Origin of the sequence: Shewanella sp. SR43-4, assembly GCF_014163845.1 — a bacterium.
GTDB lineage: Bacteria > Pseudomonadota > Gammaproteobacteria > Enterobacterales > Shewanellaceae > Shewanella > Shewanella vesiculosa.
In genome coordinates, this window is the sequence record NZ_JACJEB010000005.1 from 286,930 (window position 1) to 307,107 (window position 20,178).

Sequence of the window (20,178 nt, forward strand, 5' to 3'; positions counted from 1 at the left end):
CAAATATCCTCTGATATCGAAAGGTAAAAAGCAGACAAAAGCTGCAAAAAAATATACCAATACCATTACATAAATGAGCCATTATCATGCAAAAAATCCGTTAATAGCGAAACAAAATGAACCTATACAATGATGTATATGAAAAAATGCTTACTGCTATTTTTGAACGATTTATCTTGCCAGAAGGAACAGATAATAAATAAGATTGGTGTTAGCACAGGTATTAAAACAAACCCGAGCCAGATGTCAGCTATTGTAGCAATTTTATTGCTAGTTCGCAGACAAATATTTACCGAGAGCTCTACTTATGGTGCACCTAAGACTACACAATTTGGCCAAAATGACCTTGCTGATAATCGCGAACAGCTTGCTCTATCTCAGCTCGGGTATTCATTACGAACGGGCCCATCTGGACAATTTTTTCATTAATAGGCTTGCCCGCTAATATTAACAGCCCAGCACCGGTCGCCTCAGTTTGAAAACAGCACACTTCTTGTGCGTCCAACACTAACAATTGCCCTGCTCCTGCGGTTTCACGTAGACCTTGTGAATCAATATAGTTAAGTTCACCTGCATACACATAAACGCATACGGTTTGGTGCTCAGCAAGGCTCAAGGTGCCATGACCATATGCAGTTAAGGCTAAATCGGCAATGGCCCCTTGACCAGCTAACCCCTGAATAGCTGACGTAATCTTATGTGGTTGATTAATAAATCCCCAACTCCCCGCCAAGGCAACAAGTGATGCACCGTGTTCGTTATCTAAACGTGGGTTAGCCTGTTGGCTGGTGTCTTGGTAAATCGGCGGGCGCATTTTGTGTTTTGCTGGCATATTGATCCAAATTTGGAACCCATGCAGCCCTTCTTTGGCATCGGCTAATGGCATTTCAGAATGCACCACGCCACTGCCAGTACTCATCCACTGTACGTCACCAGCACGAATAGGTTTAACATTGCCCATTTGATCACGATGTTCAAAGCCACCTTTACGAATATAAGTAAAGGTTTCTACACCTCTATGTGGATGCGGCGGAAAACCACCAATAAAATCTTGTTGATCATCAGACTTAATCTCATCGATCATTAAATATGGATCGAAACGAAGCTTATCAAAGTCAGCAACACGATTGATGTTCACACCATCACCGTCCATTGCGGGCAAGGCGTTAATACGCTGTAATACTTTCATGAAAACCTCGGCGACTAAAAAATAATCTTCCAATCATAGCAGCCATCTAACTGAATAAATATTGCATAATAGTGTCGTTTCCTTTCGAAAAAATCGACCAATAAAAGGACTTATGTCTTTTGCTCAAACACATTAATGAACTTTACGCCCTATTAACAATCAAAAAAACTGATAATACTGCGATAAAGTGATTGATATAAATGGAAGTAATAACGGTTGGCAGGGAGCCACAACACTCTCTATCTTCAACACACGCGCATAAAATATATTGGCTTAAGCCTGTGCTAACGGCATTAATCATCCATGTTTTATTGATTTATATGCTGATTGCGTTTTGGTATCAAGACACAACGCAGCGAACGTCTACTTTAATGGTTAAACCTTCAACAACCGCAATAAAAAGCTATCTCATGACTTCAACGCAATCCCAATCAATGATCCACGCAAATTTACCACCAAAGCTTAATGAGCAAAGAGATATCGAATACGTAAATCGTAACCCATCCATTATCGATGTTAGCCAATCGACGTCCATAACAACAGATACGCAAGCCTCATTAGATGAAGACGCAGTCATAGATGAAGTGGTGCCATCAAACAACAAACGCAACACTATACAATCGATTTCGAGTGCAAAAATACCTAATGCTTTGCCAAGTCAAATAAAACCAGAGACTACCACTAACCTAAACAAGTCCGTGCCTTCATTAACATCAATACAGCAAGCATCAAGCCAGTATATTCAACGAGATAACATTAATGAACTAGAGCTACTCATCAGTTCACAGACCGCATTACCCAAAAAAAACGTTGGCACCATGAGCGAAATGGATCCTCAATTAGATTTCATTGAGTTAACCCCCAAAGTCGATACAAGCCAGCCCAACACCTTAAATCACCGATTAGACCCTAATAGAATTGTAAAACAAGGAGATTATTGCTACCGAGTAGTCGATCTCGCTACCCAGGTTAACCCCCATGGTTGGGGATTAGGTTTCGCAGAATATTGTGGCGAAGATGAATCTAAAAAGCAGCTAACAGAAGCGATTAACAACAGGATAAGCAAAGTAAAATAATCTCAGCCTTAGCTAAGTCATCAGATCCAAATCGATGATAGTACAATCTAATTAAATTGATTTACCAACTCAGTTTGACGGTTTCCCTGACCGCTAATTTCTAGACTATGTATTGCTGCATGATGACAATTCTGTTCGAATTGATTAATGCCATCTTGTAATATCATAGCATTAGTATAAATTTGATTAACAACAGCAGCTTGCTCTTCTGCAGCAACTGAAATTTGCTCGCCATTACTTTCGATAATTCCCATCACTTCGCTCACCGAAATCAGGCTTTGCTCGAGCATTTTACTGGAATCGATACTCCTATTGGTCAAGATATCACTTCGTTCCATTTGCGCAACCGCCTTTGCGGTTGTCTGACTCAGTGTATTGATAATAGCGTGTATTTCATGAGCAGAAGTTGCCGAGCGACTGGCCAAGTTACGTACTTCGTCTGCGACCACCGCAAATCCTCTGCCCGACTCTCCAGCTCTCGCAGCTTCAATAGCAGCATTGAGTGAAAGTAAGTTTGTTTGCTGCGCAATACTCTCGATCACATCGACCACTTGGTTTACGTTTTGACATTGCTGATCCAATGAAGAAATAGCAAGACGAGACTCCTCCAATAAGTTATTAATTTCCGTAGTCGCGATTTGGCTGCTAGCTAATGCCGCCTTAGTTGACTGTATTTGGTTAACTAAGTGATGAATTTCTGTTGTTGAATTTGTGGTATTTTTAGCGATATCGGTAACCGAAGAGCTCATTTGGCCGATGGCTGTGACAACTTGTTCCAGGTTTTGCGACTGCGTCACCAACTGGTTTTGATTTGCTTGATTTTGTTGTTGATGCTCTTCTAAACCTTGCTGCAACTCCTCGCCACTGTCTTTTATACGTCCAACCACCGCCAGCGTTTCAGCTTTTTGCATCCGTAGACTTAACTCGATGTGGGAAAGCTCATCGGTATAACCAGTGTAAACAAATTGATTTAGCGGATTATCGTGTATTTTTTCACTCAACATCAGGATTTGGCTAAAACGCTGCTTAAGAACATAAAGCGGCCGACAAAAACAGATAATGGCCACAATAAATGCGAGTACCGTGAAAAAACCATTGGAGTAAGGTAAGGACATCAATAACCCTACTGATAACAACCAAGCCAATAAGAGTTTGGTAATAATACTGGCGCCAAACTTTGGCTTGGCGGCTTTTCCAGCATTAATGGCATCGTAACAGGCTTGGGCGCGTTCAGTCAGCTCTGCTTCAGGCTGAGTTCTTACCGACTGGTACTCGCAAATAATTCCATTACGTTTAATCGGGGTGACATAAGCATTAACCCAATAATATTGACCGTTTTTGCAGCGATTCTTCACCAATCCCATCCAGCTTTTTCCCTGCTTAATAGTGTCCCATAGGTCACTAAATGCAGCTTTAGGCATATCAGGATGACGAACTGTACAGTGGGGATGATTGATAAGTTCATCTTCTTTATAACCACTGACAGTCATAAAGTCATCGTTAACATGAGTAATAATACTGTCTAAATCGGTTGTCGAAAGAATCATATAATCCGACGGATAAGTGACTTCTTCATCGATGATATCTTTTATGGTCATGTTGATATATTAAACGTCATTAAGTAAATAAGTGAGCCGATTATTAAACAATCAGTATTACTTGTATGTGATGACTCACGACTTTAATCAGTAAATAATTAACATCTTTAAAATATATGCGATAAGTCACATTGATAACAACCAAAATCAATGTGGTATCAAAGTTTACGTTGCGAAGTATTGATTAATCATATAAATGATTATAGCGCTATAGGTAGATTTTTGAGGCCAGTCGCTACCATAAGACAATCAATAGTGACGAAATAACAGCTATTATGCCAATGAGTAGAATCACTCTTGATGATTTGATATCAAAGAAACAAGCAATATTAAAATACTGTGACACGCTTATTACCAACAGTGCCCAAAATAATACGCCTTGACACCTTATAGCACCAAGCGGAAACCGAGGTATAGGAGTAACCACTATTCAGACTCACTACAATGCAAACAATTAACTTGATAATATGATGAGCAAGATAATGACTATTATCATTATTTATTCGGTTTTAATTTTACTTAAAATAATTAAAACCTAAAGATGCCATAGGATAAAGTGATTTAATATTACGTCTATATTTAGCAAAGATAATAGTGGCTATGGTGACAGCAATAGTGACCCCCAAAGGATGCTTTTGGGTTTGTTTTTTAACAGAGTAAAGTAATAAATTGATCGATAATTCACTCTGTCTAGCTGATACGTTACCTTGCATACGCTTTAGCTTAATCGAGTGATTGAGATGCTTTAGAGATGACATCCATACCCTCCTTTAATTGCGAGATAGTGTCTTTAAAGCCAAAAAACTGCATTAGGTATTTTTGCCAGTAAACTAGACCGACTAAAACCATACTCATTGTGAATAAAAATAGTCCTACTCCGATAAGCATGTTGTGAGTAATGCTATATGAAACAATTCCTACACTGACACATATACTGAAAATAAAAAGTACCAATAAAGGAATAAACAAAAGTTGGCAAACAAGAAATTTTTTCGCCACAACAACATTTCTAGAGACTTCCATAAAGAAAAGTTGGACAGTAGATTCTGACCACTGCCCAATATCTTGCGCGACTTTTGATACCTTATTAAAAATATCAGTTATTTCGTCAACATTAGCATTAACCTCATCGGAATTAGATAACGGATCGGTTTGCGTACCGTCAGAGATCTTATTGTTACTCGACACTGTCTTGGTGTTTTCCATAATAAAATCTCTCCGGTTACCTTTTTACTTTGTAATTTTCGAAATTGCCCAACCAGCTAAAAATGCACACCCAACGCTGAGTAAAGGATGTTCCTTTATCATGTTTCCAGCTTGATGGGTTGCAGACTTAACTTTTGCAGAGCCTTCATTGAGAGATTCTTTGGCGTGATCTTTTAAAGAACTAACGGCTTCTGATGTTGCCTCTTCAGCCAAATGATAAGCATCTTTGACTTTTTCTTGAGAGTCTTGATTTTTTTCTTTTGTTGTAGCCATTTTAATCTCCTTAAATAATCTTTCGAGTTCTATTATTACGAATAAATAGCAATAATAAATGATTACATCCAAACATTACTATCTAACATAAAATAGGTAAATCAATACAATATCAATTTAAAAACGATAAAGTATCGATTGTTATTAGTTATGATGCGAATGACATGCCACAATCATAATATTAACCATAAAAGTTATATATGAATGATATAAATAGCTTTTTATTACAACCACATTAAATTTAAATACCTAAATACATTTAACTTTGTATTTTTTACAGGTAATTATATTAAATCATGTAAAAATTACTCAAAAAACCATGATTAGAATCAACTTTTATTATAAAAACATTTATTCGCTAGATGATTAAACATGCTGAAATATTCTTTGATAATAAAATATGTATGAGTAGTATTAGAGACGAACTCTATCCTTCATTACCCCTATAATATATCCTCACGGTTTGGGCATTTCATCAATCTAATATACAAAAAAGAAAGCAGTAAAGAATCAACTCAACAATGGTTATGCATAAATGCCATAGTGTCGATATACCAGCACTGTTAGCGTTTATATGGGTCACACAATTGATGTGTGCTAGATAACGGTAAATCAATCAAAACACGGTATAATCACGGTGAATTAATGATAAGAGGAAGATAACGTGCTGACAAAAATTCTAGTCACACTATTAGTGATTATTGGCGCTATTGTGTACTTACGTCGCGGTCGAGGTAATAAAGTCAGTCGCAGCGCTGCAATGGCTGAAGCAGAAAAATATCCCTTTTTTAGTCGGGCAATTATTTACGCAATGATTGCTATGTCGATGTTAGCAACTGCAGGTTATTGGGGCTGGAGTTTGTATGACGACAACACTGTGGTTGATGTAACAATTTCATCCCCCATAGAAGCGATGACAGCAAGTTACAAAGTCCATAAAAAAGATATTGAAGCAAAGAAGATTACCACTATTGACGGGATTCAAATCCGTTTATCGAATCAAGAAAGATTAACCATCAAAGCGACCAAGGGGCAATAATACCTCAAGCTTCAATGCTCATGCTTTGACTTAATCATGCCAAACATACTGCCATCTCTATGATCTTTTATCCTAGTTCTGCCGATTTCAATCATCAAGGCGATTTATTCGCCAGCAACATGGCTTAGCCCCACCATAATATTGTGCTGCGCCTCTGTCCCATGGTGCAGATCATTACGATAAAACAATCATCAGCACTATAGGTAAACCCTCAGAACAATGGTATTGAGGCTAGACAAGATCAATGTCGTACCTTTGGCCGAAAAACAACAGCCAGCAGCGGCCTCAGGATAAAATTAACGACTCCATCTTCATCGACACAATCCACAATACCATGATGAGTAACATTGATATCTCAGGGCAGAGACTGGCTTGAGCTTAACATTAGGTTTACCGATCTCATCAACAATCTAGTTGCAGAATGAAAAAATTGTTTTCATCGCTTCACATGCTAAAGACCCGTTTGCTAAACACTTGATATAATCCTGGTAAGTTATTTTTATTTATCGTGCTGCTAATTACCACTTTTCTACTATCCTAGGTCTATAGAATATAATTTTTATTCAATAGCATTATTTAAGCAAAAAATACTTTCTCTAAGTGCATCAAATCCTTGTATTATTAATGTTGAAATGCTTTAACATCAGGTGGTAGTTAGATGTCTAATACGTATAAACAAATGCGTTGCTTTATTATATTCCTGTCATCTGCTTGTTTTAGCCTTGCTGCCTATTCTGAAGATACATTAAGTGTATTGGCATGGCCTGGGTATGCAGATCCAGATTTAGTTAACATTTTTGAACAGCGTTATCAGGTTAAGGTTAATGTCACCTTAGTTGAATCTGATGACACTATGTGGAATCGGTTAAATGCAGGTATTGGGGATAAATTTGATGTATTTGCTGTCAATACTGCCCAATTACAACGTTATATTGATAAGGGTATTAGCGTCCCCTTAACATTATCTAATATCCCCAATAGTCAAAATCAATTGCCACGTTTTAGCGACCTTTCTTCAATACCGGGTCTGATCCGAAACGGCAAAGTATATGCCATTCCCTACACCTATTCAGAAATGGGCCTTATTTATGATCGAAATGAGTTTAGTCAGCCTCCTGATTCTTTTTCGATAATGTGGGATAAACGTTATCAAGGCCGAGTATTGATGTATGCGGGCAGTGAGCACAACTTTTCGTTTGCTGCGTTATCGCTTGGTTTAAAAAATCCTTTTCAAATTCCAAATTCAGAGTTTGGCCTGGTGACCCAGCAAGTTATTGCTTTGCGTAGAAATATTTTGACTTACTATGAAAAACCGGAAGAAGCGACGCTGCTATTTAACGAAAACCATATTGCATTAATGTTCGCCAATTATGGTTCTCAACAAGTTAAAATGCTCAAAGAAACTCAAGCTAATATTGGCTATGTTATCCCCAAGGAAGGCGCTTTAGCTTGGTTAGACTGTTGGTCTGTTACTCGAGATGCTAAAAATAAAACGTTAGCGGAGAATTGGATTAACTTCCTATTAGAACAAAAGGTGAGTCATGCTCTATCAGAAAGACAAGGCTTAGCAAATACGCTTGAAGAACCTGAAGGGTTAACAGCATCGGATAAACTCATCTGGTTGGAGCGGGTCGAAAATATGGATAAACGTAAATTGCTATGGGATAGAATTATCTCTGGCGAAGTGCCGGAAGAATTTTAATGGCTGCAGTGTCATCAAATAATCAGCCTGTTAAATTTGGCATTGCGATTAAACTTACCATCTTGCTGTCCCTGTTTGGGATTTTAGCCAGTGCTTCTACAGGCTATTTCACCTTTAATGCCACCCGCGATATCTTATCGGATAAAGCGACGCAAGGAATGATTGATGCCACAAAACTTCTCGGCCGACGTTTTTATTCGATGGCTAATGAGGCGGCTAACCAAACCAGAGTTCTAGCAAATACTAAGTTAGTAGACGATTCATTTGGTCATGATAATGCCTCAGTTATTGCTCGAGAATCTTTGTCAGATAATTTCAAAAGTTTATTGTCGGTTTACCCTGAATATTTTCAAGTTAGATTAATTGGCGCGCAAGAGTATGGGCGCGAGATGGTTAGGGTTGATCGGGATGATGGCCAATTAGTTGTGATCCCTCAACCCCATCTACAAGAAAAACAACATTATCCTTATGTCTATAAAACCTTAAAACTGAATAAAGGCGAAGTGTTCTTTTCTAAAATTTTCATTAATCATGAACGGGGGGCTCATGCTGGATTAGGCCAACCGACATTGCAGGTGGCATCGCCTGTTATTGATGATAAAGGCAAAGCCATTGGGGTGATTGTCATTAATGTCGACTTGAATTTGATGTTTAGCATATTGAAGTCAGATATGTCTGAAGAGTATCAACTGTATTTGACTAATGAGACAGGTGATTTTCTTATTCATCCAAATAGACTAGAAACCTTTGGTTTTGATCGTGGACGACAATTTTTAGTACAAGATACCTTTGAGGCGGTTGATCAAATTATTAATTCTGGCGTACAAGCCGTCACGATTCGCCAAACGCTAGGTTTTGATAATATTGAAAGTATCGGTGGATTTACCAGTATTCCTTTTAGTCAATCTACCGGTAATCGCTTTGTGATTATCGGGTTAACTGTGCCGATTGATTTTGCTTTATCTGAAACGAACATTTTGACTGAAACAGGCCTGCGAGTTGTTCTGGGATTGAGTTTTCTCGGTATTCTTATTTCGCTCATAGTGGCAAGAATATTTGTGCGCCCCTTGAAGAACTTGGTCGCGGTTGTGCGTCGGTTTAGTGAGACAAATCAGGTGACTCGACTCTCAAATTATAAGCAAGATGAACTAGGGCTGCTGGCAAATAGTATCGTCAGTATGCAAGAAGGTATTTTGACTCATTTAACGAGTCTTAATGACCAAAATACTCAACTCAATCACGAGATTCACGAGCGAGAAAAAATTGAAGCTTATGATAAATTCCATACACATACTCTAGAGTTATTGGCCCAGAATAAAAATTTAGATGATATTCTTGAATCGATCGTATTAGGGATCGAGGGGCTAAAAGAAAAATTTATTTGCAGCATTCTGTTGATTGATAAAAGCGGTAAAAAATTTATTAAAGTGATCGCCCCTAACTTACCTGACTTTTATAATGAAGCGCTTGAAGGGGTTGAAATTGGCATAGGTGTTGGCTCTTGTGGCACTGCGGCGTTCACTAAAGAACTGGTCATTGTTGAAGACATTCAGACACATCCTTTTTGGAGTAATTATAAAGCACTGGCAACACAGGCAAACTTAGCTTCATGCTGGTCTCAGCCTATTATCTCTTCAACAGGCTTAACATTAGGTACTTTTGCAATGTATTGCCGTGAAGTGGCGACACCTTCTGCAGATGATATCGAACTCATTAAGAGAACGGCTCGCTTAACCAGTGTGTCAATTGAACGAAAGTATGCAGAAGATGAAGTTAATAATCTGGCTTTTTTTGACTCACTGACCCTGCTTCCGAATAGGCGCTTATTACTCGACCGTTTAAATCAGGAGCTCGCTGCAAGAGTTCACAGTAAAAAGCAAGCCGCTCTTTTATTTATTGATTTAGACAAATTCAAGGCGCTCAATGACTCATTAGGCCATGATATGGGTGACCTATTATTACAACAGGTTGCAAGTCGCATCAAAGCTTGTGTAAGAGAGAGTGATACCGTGTCTCGTTTAGGTGGCGATGAGTTCGTGGTCATGCTTAAAGGGCTCAGTGAACAAGCGATTGTCGCGGTGTCAGAAGCGGAAGTTGTCGGCAAAACAATTCTCCACTCATTGTCTGAAACCTATCAACTTGCGTCTCATCAATATCTTATAACCCCTAGTATAGGTGTTACATTATTAAGTGCAGACCATCAAAATGCTGATGAAGTATTTAAGCAAGCTGATATTGCTATGTATCAGTCTAAAAAATCAGGTGGCTGTGCACTATTTTTCTATGACCCCGACATGCAAGCCCATCTTATTTCGCGTATTCGTATTGAAACCGAATTACGCGAAGCCATTAGCAAGGGAAAACAATTTGAACTTTATTATCAGCCTCAGATTAACTCATTAGGTATTGTAACGGGAGCTGAAGCGCTAATTCGTTGGAATACTGCGGATCGAGGTATTGTTTCACCTTTAGAGTTTATTGCTATTGCGGAAGAATCAGGTTTGATTTTACCCTTGGGAGATTGGGTTTTAGAAACAGCCTGTCAGCAGCTTGCAACTTGGGCATTAGAACCGAAATCAGCTCATTTGACCTTGGCCGTGAATATTAGTGCAAGACAAATGGGCATTCCAGCATTTGTTGAGAATGTATTAACTATCGTGAGTCAGGCGAATATTAACCCAGAGAAACTTAAGCTAGAGCTTACAGAAAGTATTTTATTGGAAAATATGGAAGATACAATTACAAAAATGACCGCTCTTAAGGCACGGGGGATCAAATTTTCTATCGACGATTTTGGTACCGGATATTCGTCCTTGCAATACCTGAAACGCTTACCCTTGGACCAGCTTAAAATTGACCAATCATTTATTCAAGATATTGAAAATGACCCCAATGACAGGGCAATTGTGCGGACCATTATTGCCATGGCAAATAGTTTAAATCTAGAGGTGATCGCTGAAGGCGTTGAAACAGAAAAACAGAAAGAACTACTCACTAACAAAGGTTGTTTAAACTACCAAGGATATTTATTTAGTAAACCCTTGCCGTTAAAAATGTTTAACCAGTATCTGACAAAGCATTAAGTCTATTCTACAAAACCATGGGGCCAGAATCTTATAGCGTGGCTCCCATTATTGCCATTGCAACGGTTCATTTGCTTGATTGACAGCAAGCAGTTCTGCTTTGCTGAAATAACCTTGTTGGCGAAAACTAGGCTATTGCTTTGAAGAAACCATCTTTTAAATCGATAAACAGTGATAACAATCTATCGCCATCGACATGAATACAAGCAGTGTTAGTCAATAATGATTCTGCCTTACTCTATTAATAGGGTGCTCAATATTTATATTCCTCAAAGTGACAATCCCCACTCAACAAGTGTGTACACATCCTTGCTATTTCGTTGTTCGAAACCATAAAGCTCAACAGCAACGTTTTTGCTAATCAATCATAAAGCCCGCTGGGCTCATATCATTTCAGCTTAAAGCAACTCCTTTGACCTTCTGAAAATTTAAGCGAGGTTTAAGTTTGGGTTCAGTAACCTACTCCTAGACCACAATTAGGAGAGTCACATTATGTCATCAAATACACTGCAAACCATTAAAGTCTGGGATGTGTTGATCCGCGTATTCCATTGGTCACTCGTTGGCTTTTTTACCTTAGCGTACCTCACAGAGGGCGAAGATGAATGGATGACGATCCACAGCTACGCAGGTTACAGCATTTTAATCCTGCTGGTGTTTCGCTTGTTATGGGGTGTAATTGGAACTCATCATGCGCGCTTCAGTAACTTTGTCACTCGGCCTAAAAACGCCTTAATTTATGTCAAGGCACTTGCCACTGGTAAAGCCAAAGATTATGTCGGCCATAACCCTGCTGGAGCCTTGATGATCATCACCTTGATAATCAGTATCGCCATCACCGGATTTTCAGGAATGGCCCTATACGCCACCGATGGGTATGGGCCATTAGCCACCAGCTTTTTTGCCACTTGGCCAGAAGGCGCAATAAAAGAAGTCCATGAGTTTCTTGCCAACTTTACCGTGTTCTTAGTGGTTATCCATGTCGGCGGCGTGTTAGTCAGCAGCTTGCTCCACAAAGAAAACTTAATCAGAGCCATGATTACCGGCAAAAAACACCGTCCACTAGAAAAGTAATACTGATTTAATCAACCTATTTTGAGATAGAAAGCACTCATAAAGTGAGCTTTCATCGTCAACCTGACATTTTTAACCCAAAAGGAATGCCCTATGAACACAATGACTCAAACCACCATTAGCCAAAAGCTGAATCTGGTTAAGATATCGGCCTTAATGCTGAGCAATATAAGTTTAACCCTTGCTTGCCTTGCTATCACAAGCATAAGTTTCACCAGCTTTGGTGTAAATGCCGCTAACAGTAAAGTGGATAGCCTCCCCTTAAGTGCCGAGCGCATTGGCAGACAACTGCAAAACTATCAATCCCTAGGCGCAGGGCCATTCTCTGCGGCAGCGGGACAAACATTATGGATGAAGGAAATGGATGGTCGTAGCTGCACTAGCTGCCACACGGCTAAAGTCAGTGAAATGGGCATGCACCAAAATACCCGTAAGATGATTGATCCTATGGCGCCATCTATCACACAAGCTCGTCTAACAGACACAGCCAAAATAGAAAAATGGTTTACTCGTAACTGTAATTGGACCTTCAAACGCGACTGTACAGCACAAGAAAAAGGCGATGCTTTACTCTGGTTAAGCCAGCAATAACAAAGATTAACCAGTGATAAACAATCATTATTTTTATTAAAGACAACTGCGAACAAAGGAACATCTCATGACAAAGCAAACGCATCTGATAAGCTGGATTGCAGGTTCATCGATTACGGCAGCCGCACTAGCCATTGGTATTATCGGTATCAGCCTGACTCTAACAGGCACAGGATATGCCGACGATGACCATAACCGAGGGCGGGGAATTCCACAGAATGTGGAATATAGCGCCGAATGTGGCAGTTGCCACATGGCCTACCCTGCCAATTTATTACCTGCAGAAAAATGGCGCGCCATCACAGCTAATCTTGAGGATCATTTTGGTGATAACGCCAGCCTAGACCCTCAAGCAACGGCTAGAATTGAGGAGTATCTGCTTCTACATGCAGCTAAAAATGGTAAAGTGCTAAAAAACAGTAAGCCATTAATAGCAGGCATGGGGCCGCAAAAAATCACCGAGCAGGCATTTTTTATTCGTAAACACGATAAGATCCCTAAACGCATGGCACAAGATAACCCTAAAGTCGGCTCATTCAGTCAATGCAGTAATTGCCACAACCTCGCAGAGAAGGGCGTATTCAATGAAGATACCGTTAATATTCCTGGTTTTGGCCGTTGGGATGATTAGCAGCTCAAGCTGTGATGCTCACGATGATGATCTTTCAAGCAAAGTAGTAGAGTGGGTAAAAGAAGGCAAAGTGTTATCGTTTGACAGCATAATGCAACGCTATGAATCACGATTAAATGGCCGATTGCTCGACCTAGAAGTTGAGCAGAAACATGGACGTATCATCTACGAACTCGAAATCTTACGCGATGATGGCATAGTGTATGAGATCAAGATTGACGCCAAAACCGGCGAGTGGTTAAAAGAAAAGGTCGACTAATGCGTTTGCTATTTATTGAAGATGATACCGATCTAGTCGCTCGCCTCATTCCCGCCCTTAACAAGGCGGGATATGCTGTCGAACATGCAGATAATGGTATCGATGGGGCTTTTCTTGGGGAGGAGGAAAACTTCGAAGCCGTGATCCTCGATCTCGGCTTACCCGGCAAGCCAGGTTTAGAGGTTCTCAGTCAATGGCGACGACAAGGTTTAACTATGCCAGTACTTATCCTCACCGCGCGTGATGCCTGGCACGAGCGTGTTGATGGTCTCAAAGCGGGAGCAGATGACTACCTAGGCAAACCTTTTCATGTCGAAGAATTACTCGCAAGGCTCGAAGTATTAATTCGCCGTCATTTTGGTCGTGCCGATAATGTATTACAACATGCAGGCGTCTCTCTTGATGTCGACAAACAAGCCGTGACTAATTGCGATGGTGAAGTGATAGAGCTGACTAAAATTGAATATCGCCTGCTGCATTATTTGATGGTCAATCCAAGCAAAATAGTCTCTAAAACAGAGCTAAGTGAGCGCATATATGAGGAGGAACATATCAAAGACAGTAATGTTATTGAGGTATATGTTAATCGCTTACGTCAACGTTTGGGCAAAGATTATATTGAAACTCGTCGTGGCCAAGGGTATCGGCTTAAGGAGCAATAAGCGTGTATTCACTCAAAGGATATCTTACCCGTAACTTACTGATCACTCTTACCTTTACTATGGTGTTATTACTGTATTTCCTGTATCAGGGTATCCAAATATTAACTCAAGACTTTGTCGCCTCGCGCCTGCAACATGATGCCGACAGTCTGATCTCCGCACTTGAACAACATCCTGATACCACTTGGTCGCTCACCTCAGACCGTTTACCCAATGTCTACCATAGGGTAAATTCAGGACATTACTTTGCCATTCAGATTGGCACGCAAACCCTGCGATCGCGTTCCTTATTCGACCATGAAATAAGTATTCCCGCCCTAAAAGCAGGTCAGCAACAACAAGCCAGCCAATTTGTGGGTAAAGAACATTGGTTAATATTCAGTCAAGCGATTATCAAGAACGATCAATTAGTTATCCTTTGGATAACGGAAGACATCAGCGCACTTGAACAAACTCAAGTACACTTTTTAGCCTTTGCCAGCGCGGCGGTATTACTCACTATTATCATTCTATTACTTGCACAAAATCAGCTACTCAAACGCGGATTTAAACCCTTAGAACAGATGCCTGAAGCCATAAGGCAGATGCGTACCCAAGGACAAGAAATCAATCCTGGCAACATGCCGAGTGAGATAGTTCCGCTGATTGAAGAGATAGATCGCTTAGTTAATCAGTTGGGGCAGCGAGTACAACGATCCCGCAATGCCCTTGGTAACTTAGCTCATGAAATGAAACGCCCTCTGCAAGGGTTGCAGTCCTATCTAGAAAGTCTGCCACCGGAACAAAGAACGCAAGGCAGCAAGGTATTATCAAACCTGCACCACATTATAGAGCGGGAGCTCAAGCGGACTAAAATTGTTGGCCTCTCTATGCCAGGTCGCTTTACCGTTCTAGATGATGATCTCGCGCCACTTATCCAAGTGATGTTGCGCATCTACCCCCAGCAGATCATTCTAAGCCACTACGATAACGGTTTAGTCATGCCCTTTGATCGCGACGATTTACTCGAACTGCTGGGTAATTTGCTTGATAACGCCTGCAAACATGCCAGTAAAAATATTGAAATACAGATCAAGCAGCAAAGTATCCCTAAAGCTGGCTATCTCATTGAGGTAAGCGACGATGGTGAGGGAGTCTCTGATGCGGCATTATCTATGATTATTAATCGTGGAGTCAGACTAGATGAGAGTATCCAAGGCCATGGCTTGGGTCTGTCCATCTGTAAAGATATCGTCGATAGCTATCAAGGCGAACTCAACTTTAGCCATGCAAAACAAGGCGGATTAACCGTAAGCGTCTTTCTCCCCATCCACACCTAAATGGGCCTAACCAGGTTAATGAATGATGAGAAAAAGCTGACGGCTGACAAAAAACACTTGTCACCATAACAGTGATTATCGTTGCTATGGTGGCTTAATGCTGTGGTATCAGCAGCAATGTAAAATGCAGTATACAGCAATCAACAATGACCAAAGATCACCTTTTCTAATGTGGATGATAATTGACACTGTGATGGCCAAATCGATGTTAACCTCGGTTTGAGGTAGAGCAAGCTATTAGGCTAATCATAGACACAAGTGAATCCAAAAGATTAACGATTAACTTTAGGCATGAGCATTGTTTTACCACTCATACTGCTTATTTCCGCTAACTCAAGTATCCGTAACACCTCGACGACATCATTTGGTTCGACAGGATTAGGACCACCTAAAGTGATTGCTTGTGCTATTTCGGCATAATATTGCTGATAACAACCATTGACTGTTTCGACTGTGGTTTGCCTAATTTGGCCACTAGTATCGCCCGAAATTTCACCGTAAAAACGGCCATAGTTGGCGGCCTTTTCCACACCATACAATGGATCATTTGGAGTAATACCGGTTTTTAATTGCTCTTCCTGAGGATCTAAACCGTATTTAACATATGTTCCCTGCGTACCCTCAATACGAAAACGCATATTTGGAGCTGCTGAAAATGAACTCGCGTGCAGCACGACTTCAAGATTTTCGTAATGGAGTATCACATGAAAGTAATCCGTCGTTTGCGATCCTTCTCTTAACGGTAAGCATCTTGCAGTAAGTGCTTCTGGCAAACCAAAAAGACAGATAGCCTGATCAACGATATGAGCACCAAGATCAAACCAAATACCAGCGCCCTCGCCTGGTTGTTCTCGCCATCTTGGCCGAACGGTGGGGCGAAAACGATCAAAATGAGATTCAAAGAATCGTACACTACCAAATCGATTCTGTTGCAAAAGGCTTTTAGCAGTTAAAAAATCGCCGTCCCAACGCCGATTATGAAAAACAGACAATAATAAACCGCGATCCTTAGCAAGCTGAATTAACTCTATCGCTTGTAAACTTGTGGTCACCATAGGTTTTTCGATAACAACATTAATGCCTTTTTCTAAACATAATTTTGCCAATGAAAAATGAACATTATTGGGCGCGGTAATAATGATTAAATCTAGGTCGGCACCCGCGATTAACGCTGGTGCATTATCATAAAGTGAAATAGTAGAATATTTCATCCTAAGTAATTCTGTTTGAGAACTACTGATTGCAACTAATTCAAAAGATGCTGACGATTCAATCAATGGAATGTGAAATGTTTTCGCAGAATATCCGTAGCCTATTACACCAACTTTTATCATTTTATCGTTAACCTATTTTTAACCGCATGAATCTAAATATCGCGCCAACTGACAAGAATGAAACGGTTCTATTGTCGTTTGTTAGATTGTCACTGAATGCAACTTATAACATCCCATGACTTAAATCGATACTCAAAACTCTGATCCATACTAGGGAGCTGTTGCAATATTAACATCAGGTTGTCGTTGATCAGCATCCGATAACGCACAACAAAGAACTCATCCCCTTGAGCTAAAACTTGTGCCGCAGTGCTAAATTTGTAAATAAAAAGAAATCGTTTATATCAGCCCCATTCCCACAAAGACTTAAAGCCCATATCACGCTGAACCACATCACATTAACGACGTAATTAACTCAAAATCAAAAGTCGATAAACATCAATTAATGAGGTTTATGGTTTAAATTCGATTGCTTGCTCTTGTTTTAAAATTTAAGTCTATACTAAAGGAGTCATTGTCTCGGTCAGACGCTGTATGCCATAAAGTGTCGTAACATATGAATAATCACAGGCATACAAGTTAGGTAAATCGACTTATTTAAATGCTCATGGATGATATTGGAAACATGATAACAACAAGACTATTGCTAAATAATAAGTTGATTTAACAATAAAAAAATTGAGGTTTTACCTTAGGTAAGCAAGAAAAACGCTTGATACCTCTCAAGGTACTAACGTGTTATTGACTCTGATTTACATCTTTCATTTCTAGGAGATTTTATGAAGTTTAACTATGCCATATTAGGATTATTATTCGCTATCGGTGGCAGTACAGCAAACGCTGAAACCGTGCACCTTACCTCATTAGATTGGGCGCCGTATTCAGGAAAAACCTTAGAAAATCAAGGTGCCAGTGTGGTTGTTGCCCAAGCTGCATTTACAGCCATGGGCCATGAGCTTGTGGTCGATTTTTTTCCTTGGAGCCGTGCGGTGAAATTAGCCTCCGAATCAGGCTCTCAATATGTGGGGTATTTTCCAGAATACCTATATGAATCAAGCGAATTTACTTTTTCTGCTCCCATGGGACAAGGTCCACTAGGTTTAGTTGAAAAGAAATCGTCACCGATCAGCTGGGCTAAGGTAAGCGATCTTTCCAAGTATAAACTGGGCGTAGTTCAAGATTACGTCAATACAGAAGAACTTGATGCACTTATCGCCAGTAAAGAGATCAAACCTCAAGTGGTCACATCAGATGAAATTAACGTACAAAAAGTCCTAGGTGGCCGCATCGATGCAGCTGTAATTGACGCTAACGTTCTCAATTACATGCTCACCCATAGCAGCAAACTCGCTAAGGACAAAGATCAGGTTCAGATGAACGCTAAGCTATTGATGAATAAAGACCTTTACATTGCATTTCGCAATGATGCTGAGGGAAAGAAATGGCAAGATATCTATGACCAAGGTTTAAGTAAAATTGATATTAATGCACTCATGACAGAGCATTTAAAGTAACAGTGAAGCAGTACTGCACATTAAGTGTCGATATGATCCGACTTTATTCGGACGCTGTTATCGATACCTATAATTTTAAAGTATCGTAATAAACTAGATTACGATGCGTTATTGAACTCAAGTTAAAATGAGTAATTTTATGACGCTATTCAAATCAATTTCTTTTAAGTTAATTATGGCAGCCTTAGTCGCAGTCACCTTTTTAGTAGTGATCTTTGGGGTGTATGACTATTTTGCTCAAAGTGAAAAATTACGACACAAACAAGATGTGCAACTAGATTTAGTCGCCTCAAGATTACAGTTAAGCCTTCCTAGCGCAGTTTGGAATTACGATGAGCCTCAAATGGCTCGGATACTTGATTCAGAACAGCAGTCTGATGATGTTGCTTTTTTAACTTATCATAACGATAAAGGTGATCAGATAGCCCAATCCAAGGGGGAAATGAGTGCTAATTTTAGAACCATAAAATTGCAATATGTGGAAGATGAGACCGCTACTGAGATAGGTTCAGTCAAGTTATACATCGACGATACCAGTATTAAAGACGAGCTCGCAGAACTCGCCTTTAAAATAATTTTAAAAGGTCTATTGCTGGATATTTTTCTCGTCACCGCACTGTCTATTCTTTTTAGTAAGTTGATCACTCGGCCACTCACCCATGTCGCTAATGCCTTAGAAGATATCGCCAGTGGCGAAGGCAATTTAACCCGTAGGCTCAATGTCAGTCGTGAAGATGAAATTGGCAAGGTATCCAGTTCATTTAATCTATTTGTAGATAAAATTCAAATACTCGTGCAGTCAATTCAAGTCTCGGTTGATGATGTATTTCGAGCCGCGAGAAATGTACACACAGGTGCAGAAAGCAGTCGTGGTCATGTACACGACCAGCAATTAGAAACAGATCAAGTTGCAGCAGCAATCACACAAATGTCGGCCTCAGCCAAAGAAATCGCTACTAGCGTGCAACTATCAGCCGACTCTGCACTTCAAGCCAACATGGATGCTAAACAAGTATCTGACATTATTAATCATTCTATCGACTCTATTAATGATTTATCTAACCAATTGACCGAAGCCGCCGCTGTGGTCAACTCGCTAGATAAGGACGTAACAGACATAGTATCTATCTTAGATGTTATCCGCAGTATTGCAGAACAAACAAACTTACTGGCATTAAACGCCGCGATTGAAGCCGCGAGAGCTGGGGAACAAGGCCGTGGCTTTGCGGTTGTGGCCGATGAAGTACGCGCCCTTGCTAGCCGTACCCAACAAAGTACAGCCGAAATTCAAACTGGTATCAATAAGTTGCAATCCGGTGCTAAGTCAGCCGTTAAAGTCATGCTTGATAGTCAGAGTAAAAGTGAGGCTTCAGTTGTTAATGCCCAAAGTTCGGGAACAGCCATTAATAGAATCTTAACGTCCACAGAACAAATTACCGATATGGCGACGCATATCGCAACAGCAGTAGAGCAACAAAGTACCGTGGCAGAAGACTTAACCCACAATATCAATCGTATTGTCTCATCTGGTCAGGACAACCTTACGCTGCTCAGTGAAATGAATCAAAACTCTGAAGATTTAGAGTCGACATCACGGGACTTAAAACAACTCACTAACCAGTTTAAGGCATAATATTAAACCTTATCAATCAGCGATAATTATTGAGTCGATGCTGAGTGATAATGAT

General features: G+C 40.1%; 18 protein-coding genes. 12 read left to right on the forward strand and 6 right to left on the reverse strand.

The features are described 5' to 3' along the window. Positions 1–322: 322 nt before the first annotated feature. Positions 323–1,189, reverse strand: coding sequence for a pirin family protein (locus H5123_RS07920; RefSeq protein WP_182697605.1), 867 nt, complete (start codon positions 1,187–1,189; stop codon positions 323–325). 410 nt (positions 1,190–1,599) lie between these two features. On the opposite strand from H5123_RS07920, the gene H5123_RS07925 reads away from it, so the two are divergent. Then, positions 1,600–2,265, forward strand: coding sequence for a hypothetical protein (locus H5123_RS07925; RefSeq protein WP_182697606.1), 666 nt, complete (start codon positions 1,600–1,602; stop codon positions 2,263–2,265). A gap of 47 nt (positions 2,266–2,312) precedes the next feature. Here the strand turns inward: H5123_RS07925 and H5123_RS07930 are convergent, their stop codons facing one another. From H5123_RS07930 to H5123_RS07945, 4 genes are all read right to left on the reverse strand, one after another. Then, the gene (locus tag H5123_RS07930) at positions 2,313–3,863 is read right to left on the reverse strand and encodes a PAS domain-containing methyl-accepting chemotaxis protein (RefSeq protein ID WP_182697607.1); all 1,551 of its coding nucleotides are present in this window, start codon (positions 3,861–3,863) and stop codon (positions 2,313–2,315) included. 515 nt (positions 3,864–4,378) lie between these two features. Beyond that, positions 4,379–4,621, reverse strand: coding sequence for a hypothetical protein (locus H5123_RS07935; RefSeq protein ID WP_182697608.1), 243 nt, complete (start codon positions 4,619–4,621; stop codon positions 4,379–4,381). Then, positions 4,587–5,069 (reverse strand): hypothetical protein, encoded by a 483-nt coding sequence (locus H5123_RS07940; RefSeq protein ID WP_182697609.1) that lies wholly within the window; start codon positions 5,067–5,069, stop codon positions 4,587–4,589. Before H5123_RS07940 ends, H5123_RS07935 begins: the two co-directional genes overlap by 35 nt. A 24-nt stretch (positions 5,070–5,093) precedes the next feature. Beyond that, positions 5,094–5,342: a hypothetical protein gene (locus tag H5123_RS07945; protein WP_182697610.1), complete on the reverse strand. Its 249-nt coding sequence runs from the start codon at positions 5,340–5,342 to the stop codon at positions 5,094–5,096. 664 nt (positions 5,343–6,006) lie between these two features. Here H5123_RS07945 and H5123_RS07950 point away from each other — a divergent pair. The 9 genes from H5123_RS07950 (at position 6,007) to H5123_RS07990 (ending at position 15,702) form a co-directional block, all read left to right on the forward strand. Next, positions 6,007–6,381: a hypothetical protein gene (locus tag H5123_RS07950; RefSeq protein WP_182697611.1), complete on the forward strand. Its 375-nt coding sequence runs from the start codon at positions 6,007–6,009 to the stop codon at positions 6,379–6,381. A 658-nt stretch (positions 6,382–7,039) separates the two neighbouring features. Then, complete coding sequence (locus H5123_RS07955; RefSeq protein ID WP_259395608.1) at positions 7,040–8,083, forward strand: extracellular solute-binding protein; 1,044 nt, start codon at positions 7,040–7,042, stop codon at positions 8,081–8,083. Continuing rightward, entirely contained in the window at positions 8,083–11,166 is a 3,084-nt protein-coding gene (locus H5123_RS07960) for an EAL domain-containing protein (protein WP_182697612.1), read from the forward strand. Before H5123_RS07955 ends, H5123_RS07960 begins: the two co-directional genes overlap by 1 nt. 492 nt (positions 11,167–11,658) lie before the next feature. After that, the gene (locus H5123_RS07965) at positions 11,659–12,240 is read left to right on the forward strand and encodes a cytochrome b/b6 domain-containing protein (RefSeq protein ID WP_182697613.1); all 582 of its coding nucleotides are present in this window, start codon (positions 11,659–11,661) and stop codon (positions 12,238–12,240) included. 93 nt (positions 12,241–12,333) lie between these two features. Next, positions 12,334–12,831, forward strand: a complete 498-nt coding sequence (locus H5123_RS07970) for a DUF1924 domain-containing protein (RefSeq protein ID WP_182697614.1) — start codon at positions 12,334–12,336, stop codon at positions 12,829–12,831. A gap of 67 nt (positions 12,832–12,898) precedes the next feature. After that, positions 12,899–13,462: a diheme cytochrome c gene (locus tag H5123_RS07975; RefSeq protein WP_182697615.1), complete on the forward strand. Its 564-nt coding sequence runs from the start codon at positions 12,899–12,901 to the stop codon at positions 13,460–13,462. Further along, positions 13,455–13,721, forward strand: coding sequence for a PepSY domain-containing protein (locus H5123_RS07980; RefSeq protein ID WP_124015687.1), 267 nt, complete (start codon positions 13,455–13,457; stop codon positions 13,719–13,721). The genes H5123_RS07975 and H5123_RS07980 overlap by 8 nt, the downstream gene beginning before the upstream one ends. Further along, positions 13,721–14,383, forward strand: a complete 663-nt coding sequence (locus H5123_RS07985) for a response regulator transcription factor (RefSeq protein ID WP_124015394.1) — start codon at positions 13,721–13,723, stop codon at positions 14,381–14,383. The genes H5123_RS07980 and H5123_RS07985 overlap by 1 nt, the downstream gene beginning before the upstream one ends. A 2-nt stretch (positions 14,384–14,385) precedes the next feature. Beyond that, positions 14,386–15,702, forward strand: coding sequence for a sensor histidine kinase (locus tag H5123_RS07990; RefSeq protein ID WP_182697616.1), 1,317 nt, complete (start codon positions 14,386–14,388; stop codon positions 15,700–15,702). A gap of 272 nt (positions 15,703–15,974) precedes the next feature. Here the strand turns inward: H5123_RS07990 and H5123_RS07995 are convergent, their stop codons facing one another. Further along, the gene (locus H5123_RS07995) at positions 15,975–17,036 is read right to left on the reverse strand and encodes an oxidoreductase (RefSeq protein ID WP_182697617.1); all 1,062 of its coding nucleotides are present in this window, start codon (positions 17,034–17,036) and stop codon (positions 15,975–15,977) included. 719 nt (positions 17,037–17,755) lie between these two features. On the opposite strand from H5123_RS07995, the gene H5123_RS08000 reads away from it, so the two are divergent. Next, entirely contained in the window at positions 17,756–18,490 is a 735-nt protein-coding gene (locus tag H5123_RS08000; RefSeq protein WP_124015391.1) for an ABC transporter substrate-binding protein, read from the forward strand. Between the two features lie 139 nt (positions 18,491–18,629). After that, positions 18,630–20,123, forward strand: a complete 1,494-nt coding sequence (locus tag H5123_RS08005; protein ID WP_165870052.1) for a methyl-accepting chemotaxis protein — start codon at positions 18,630–18,632, stop codon at positions 20,121–20,123. Positions 20,124–20,178 lie beyond the last annotated feature (55 nt).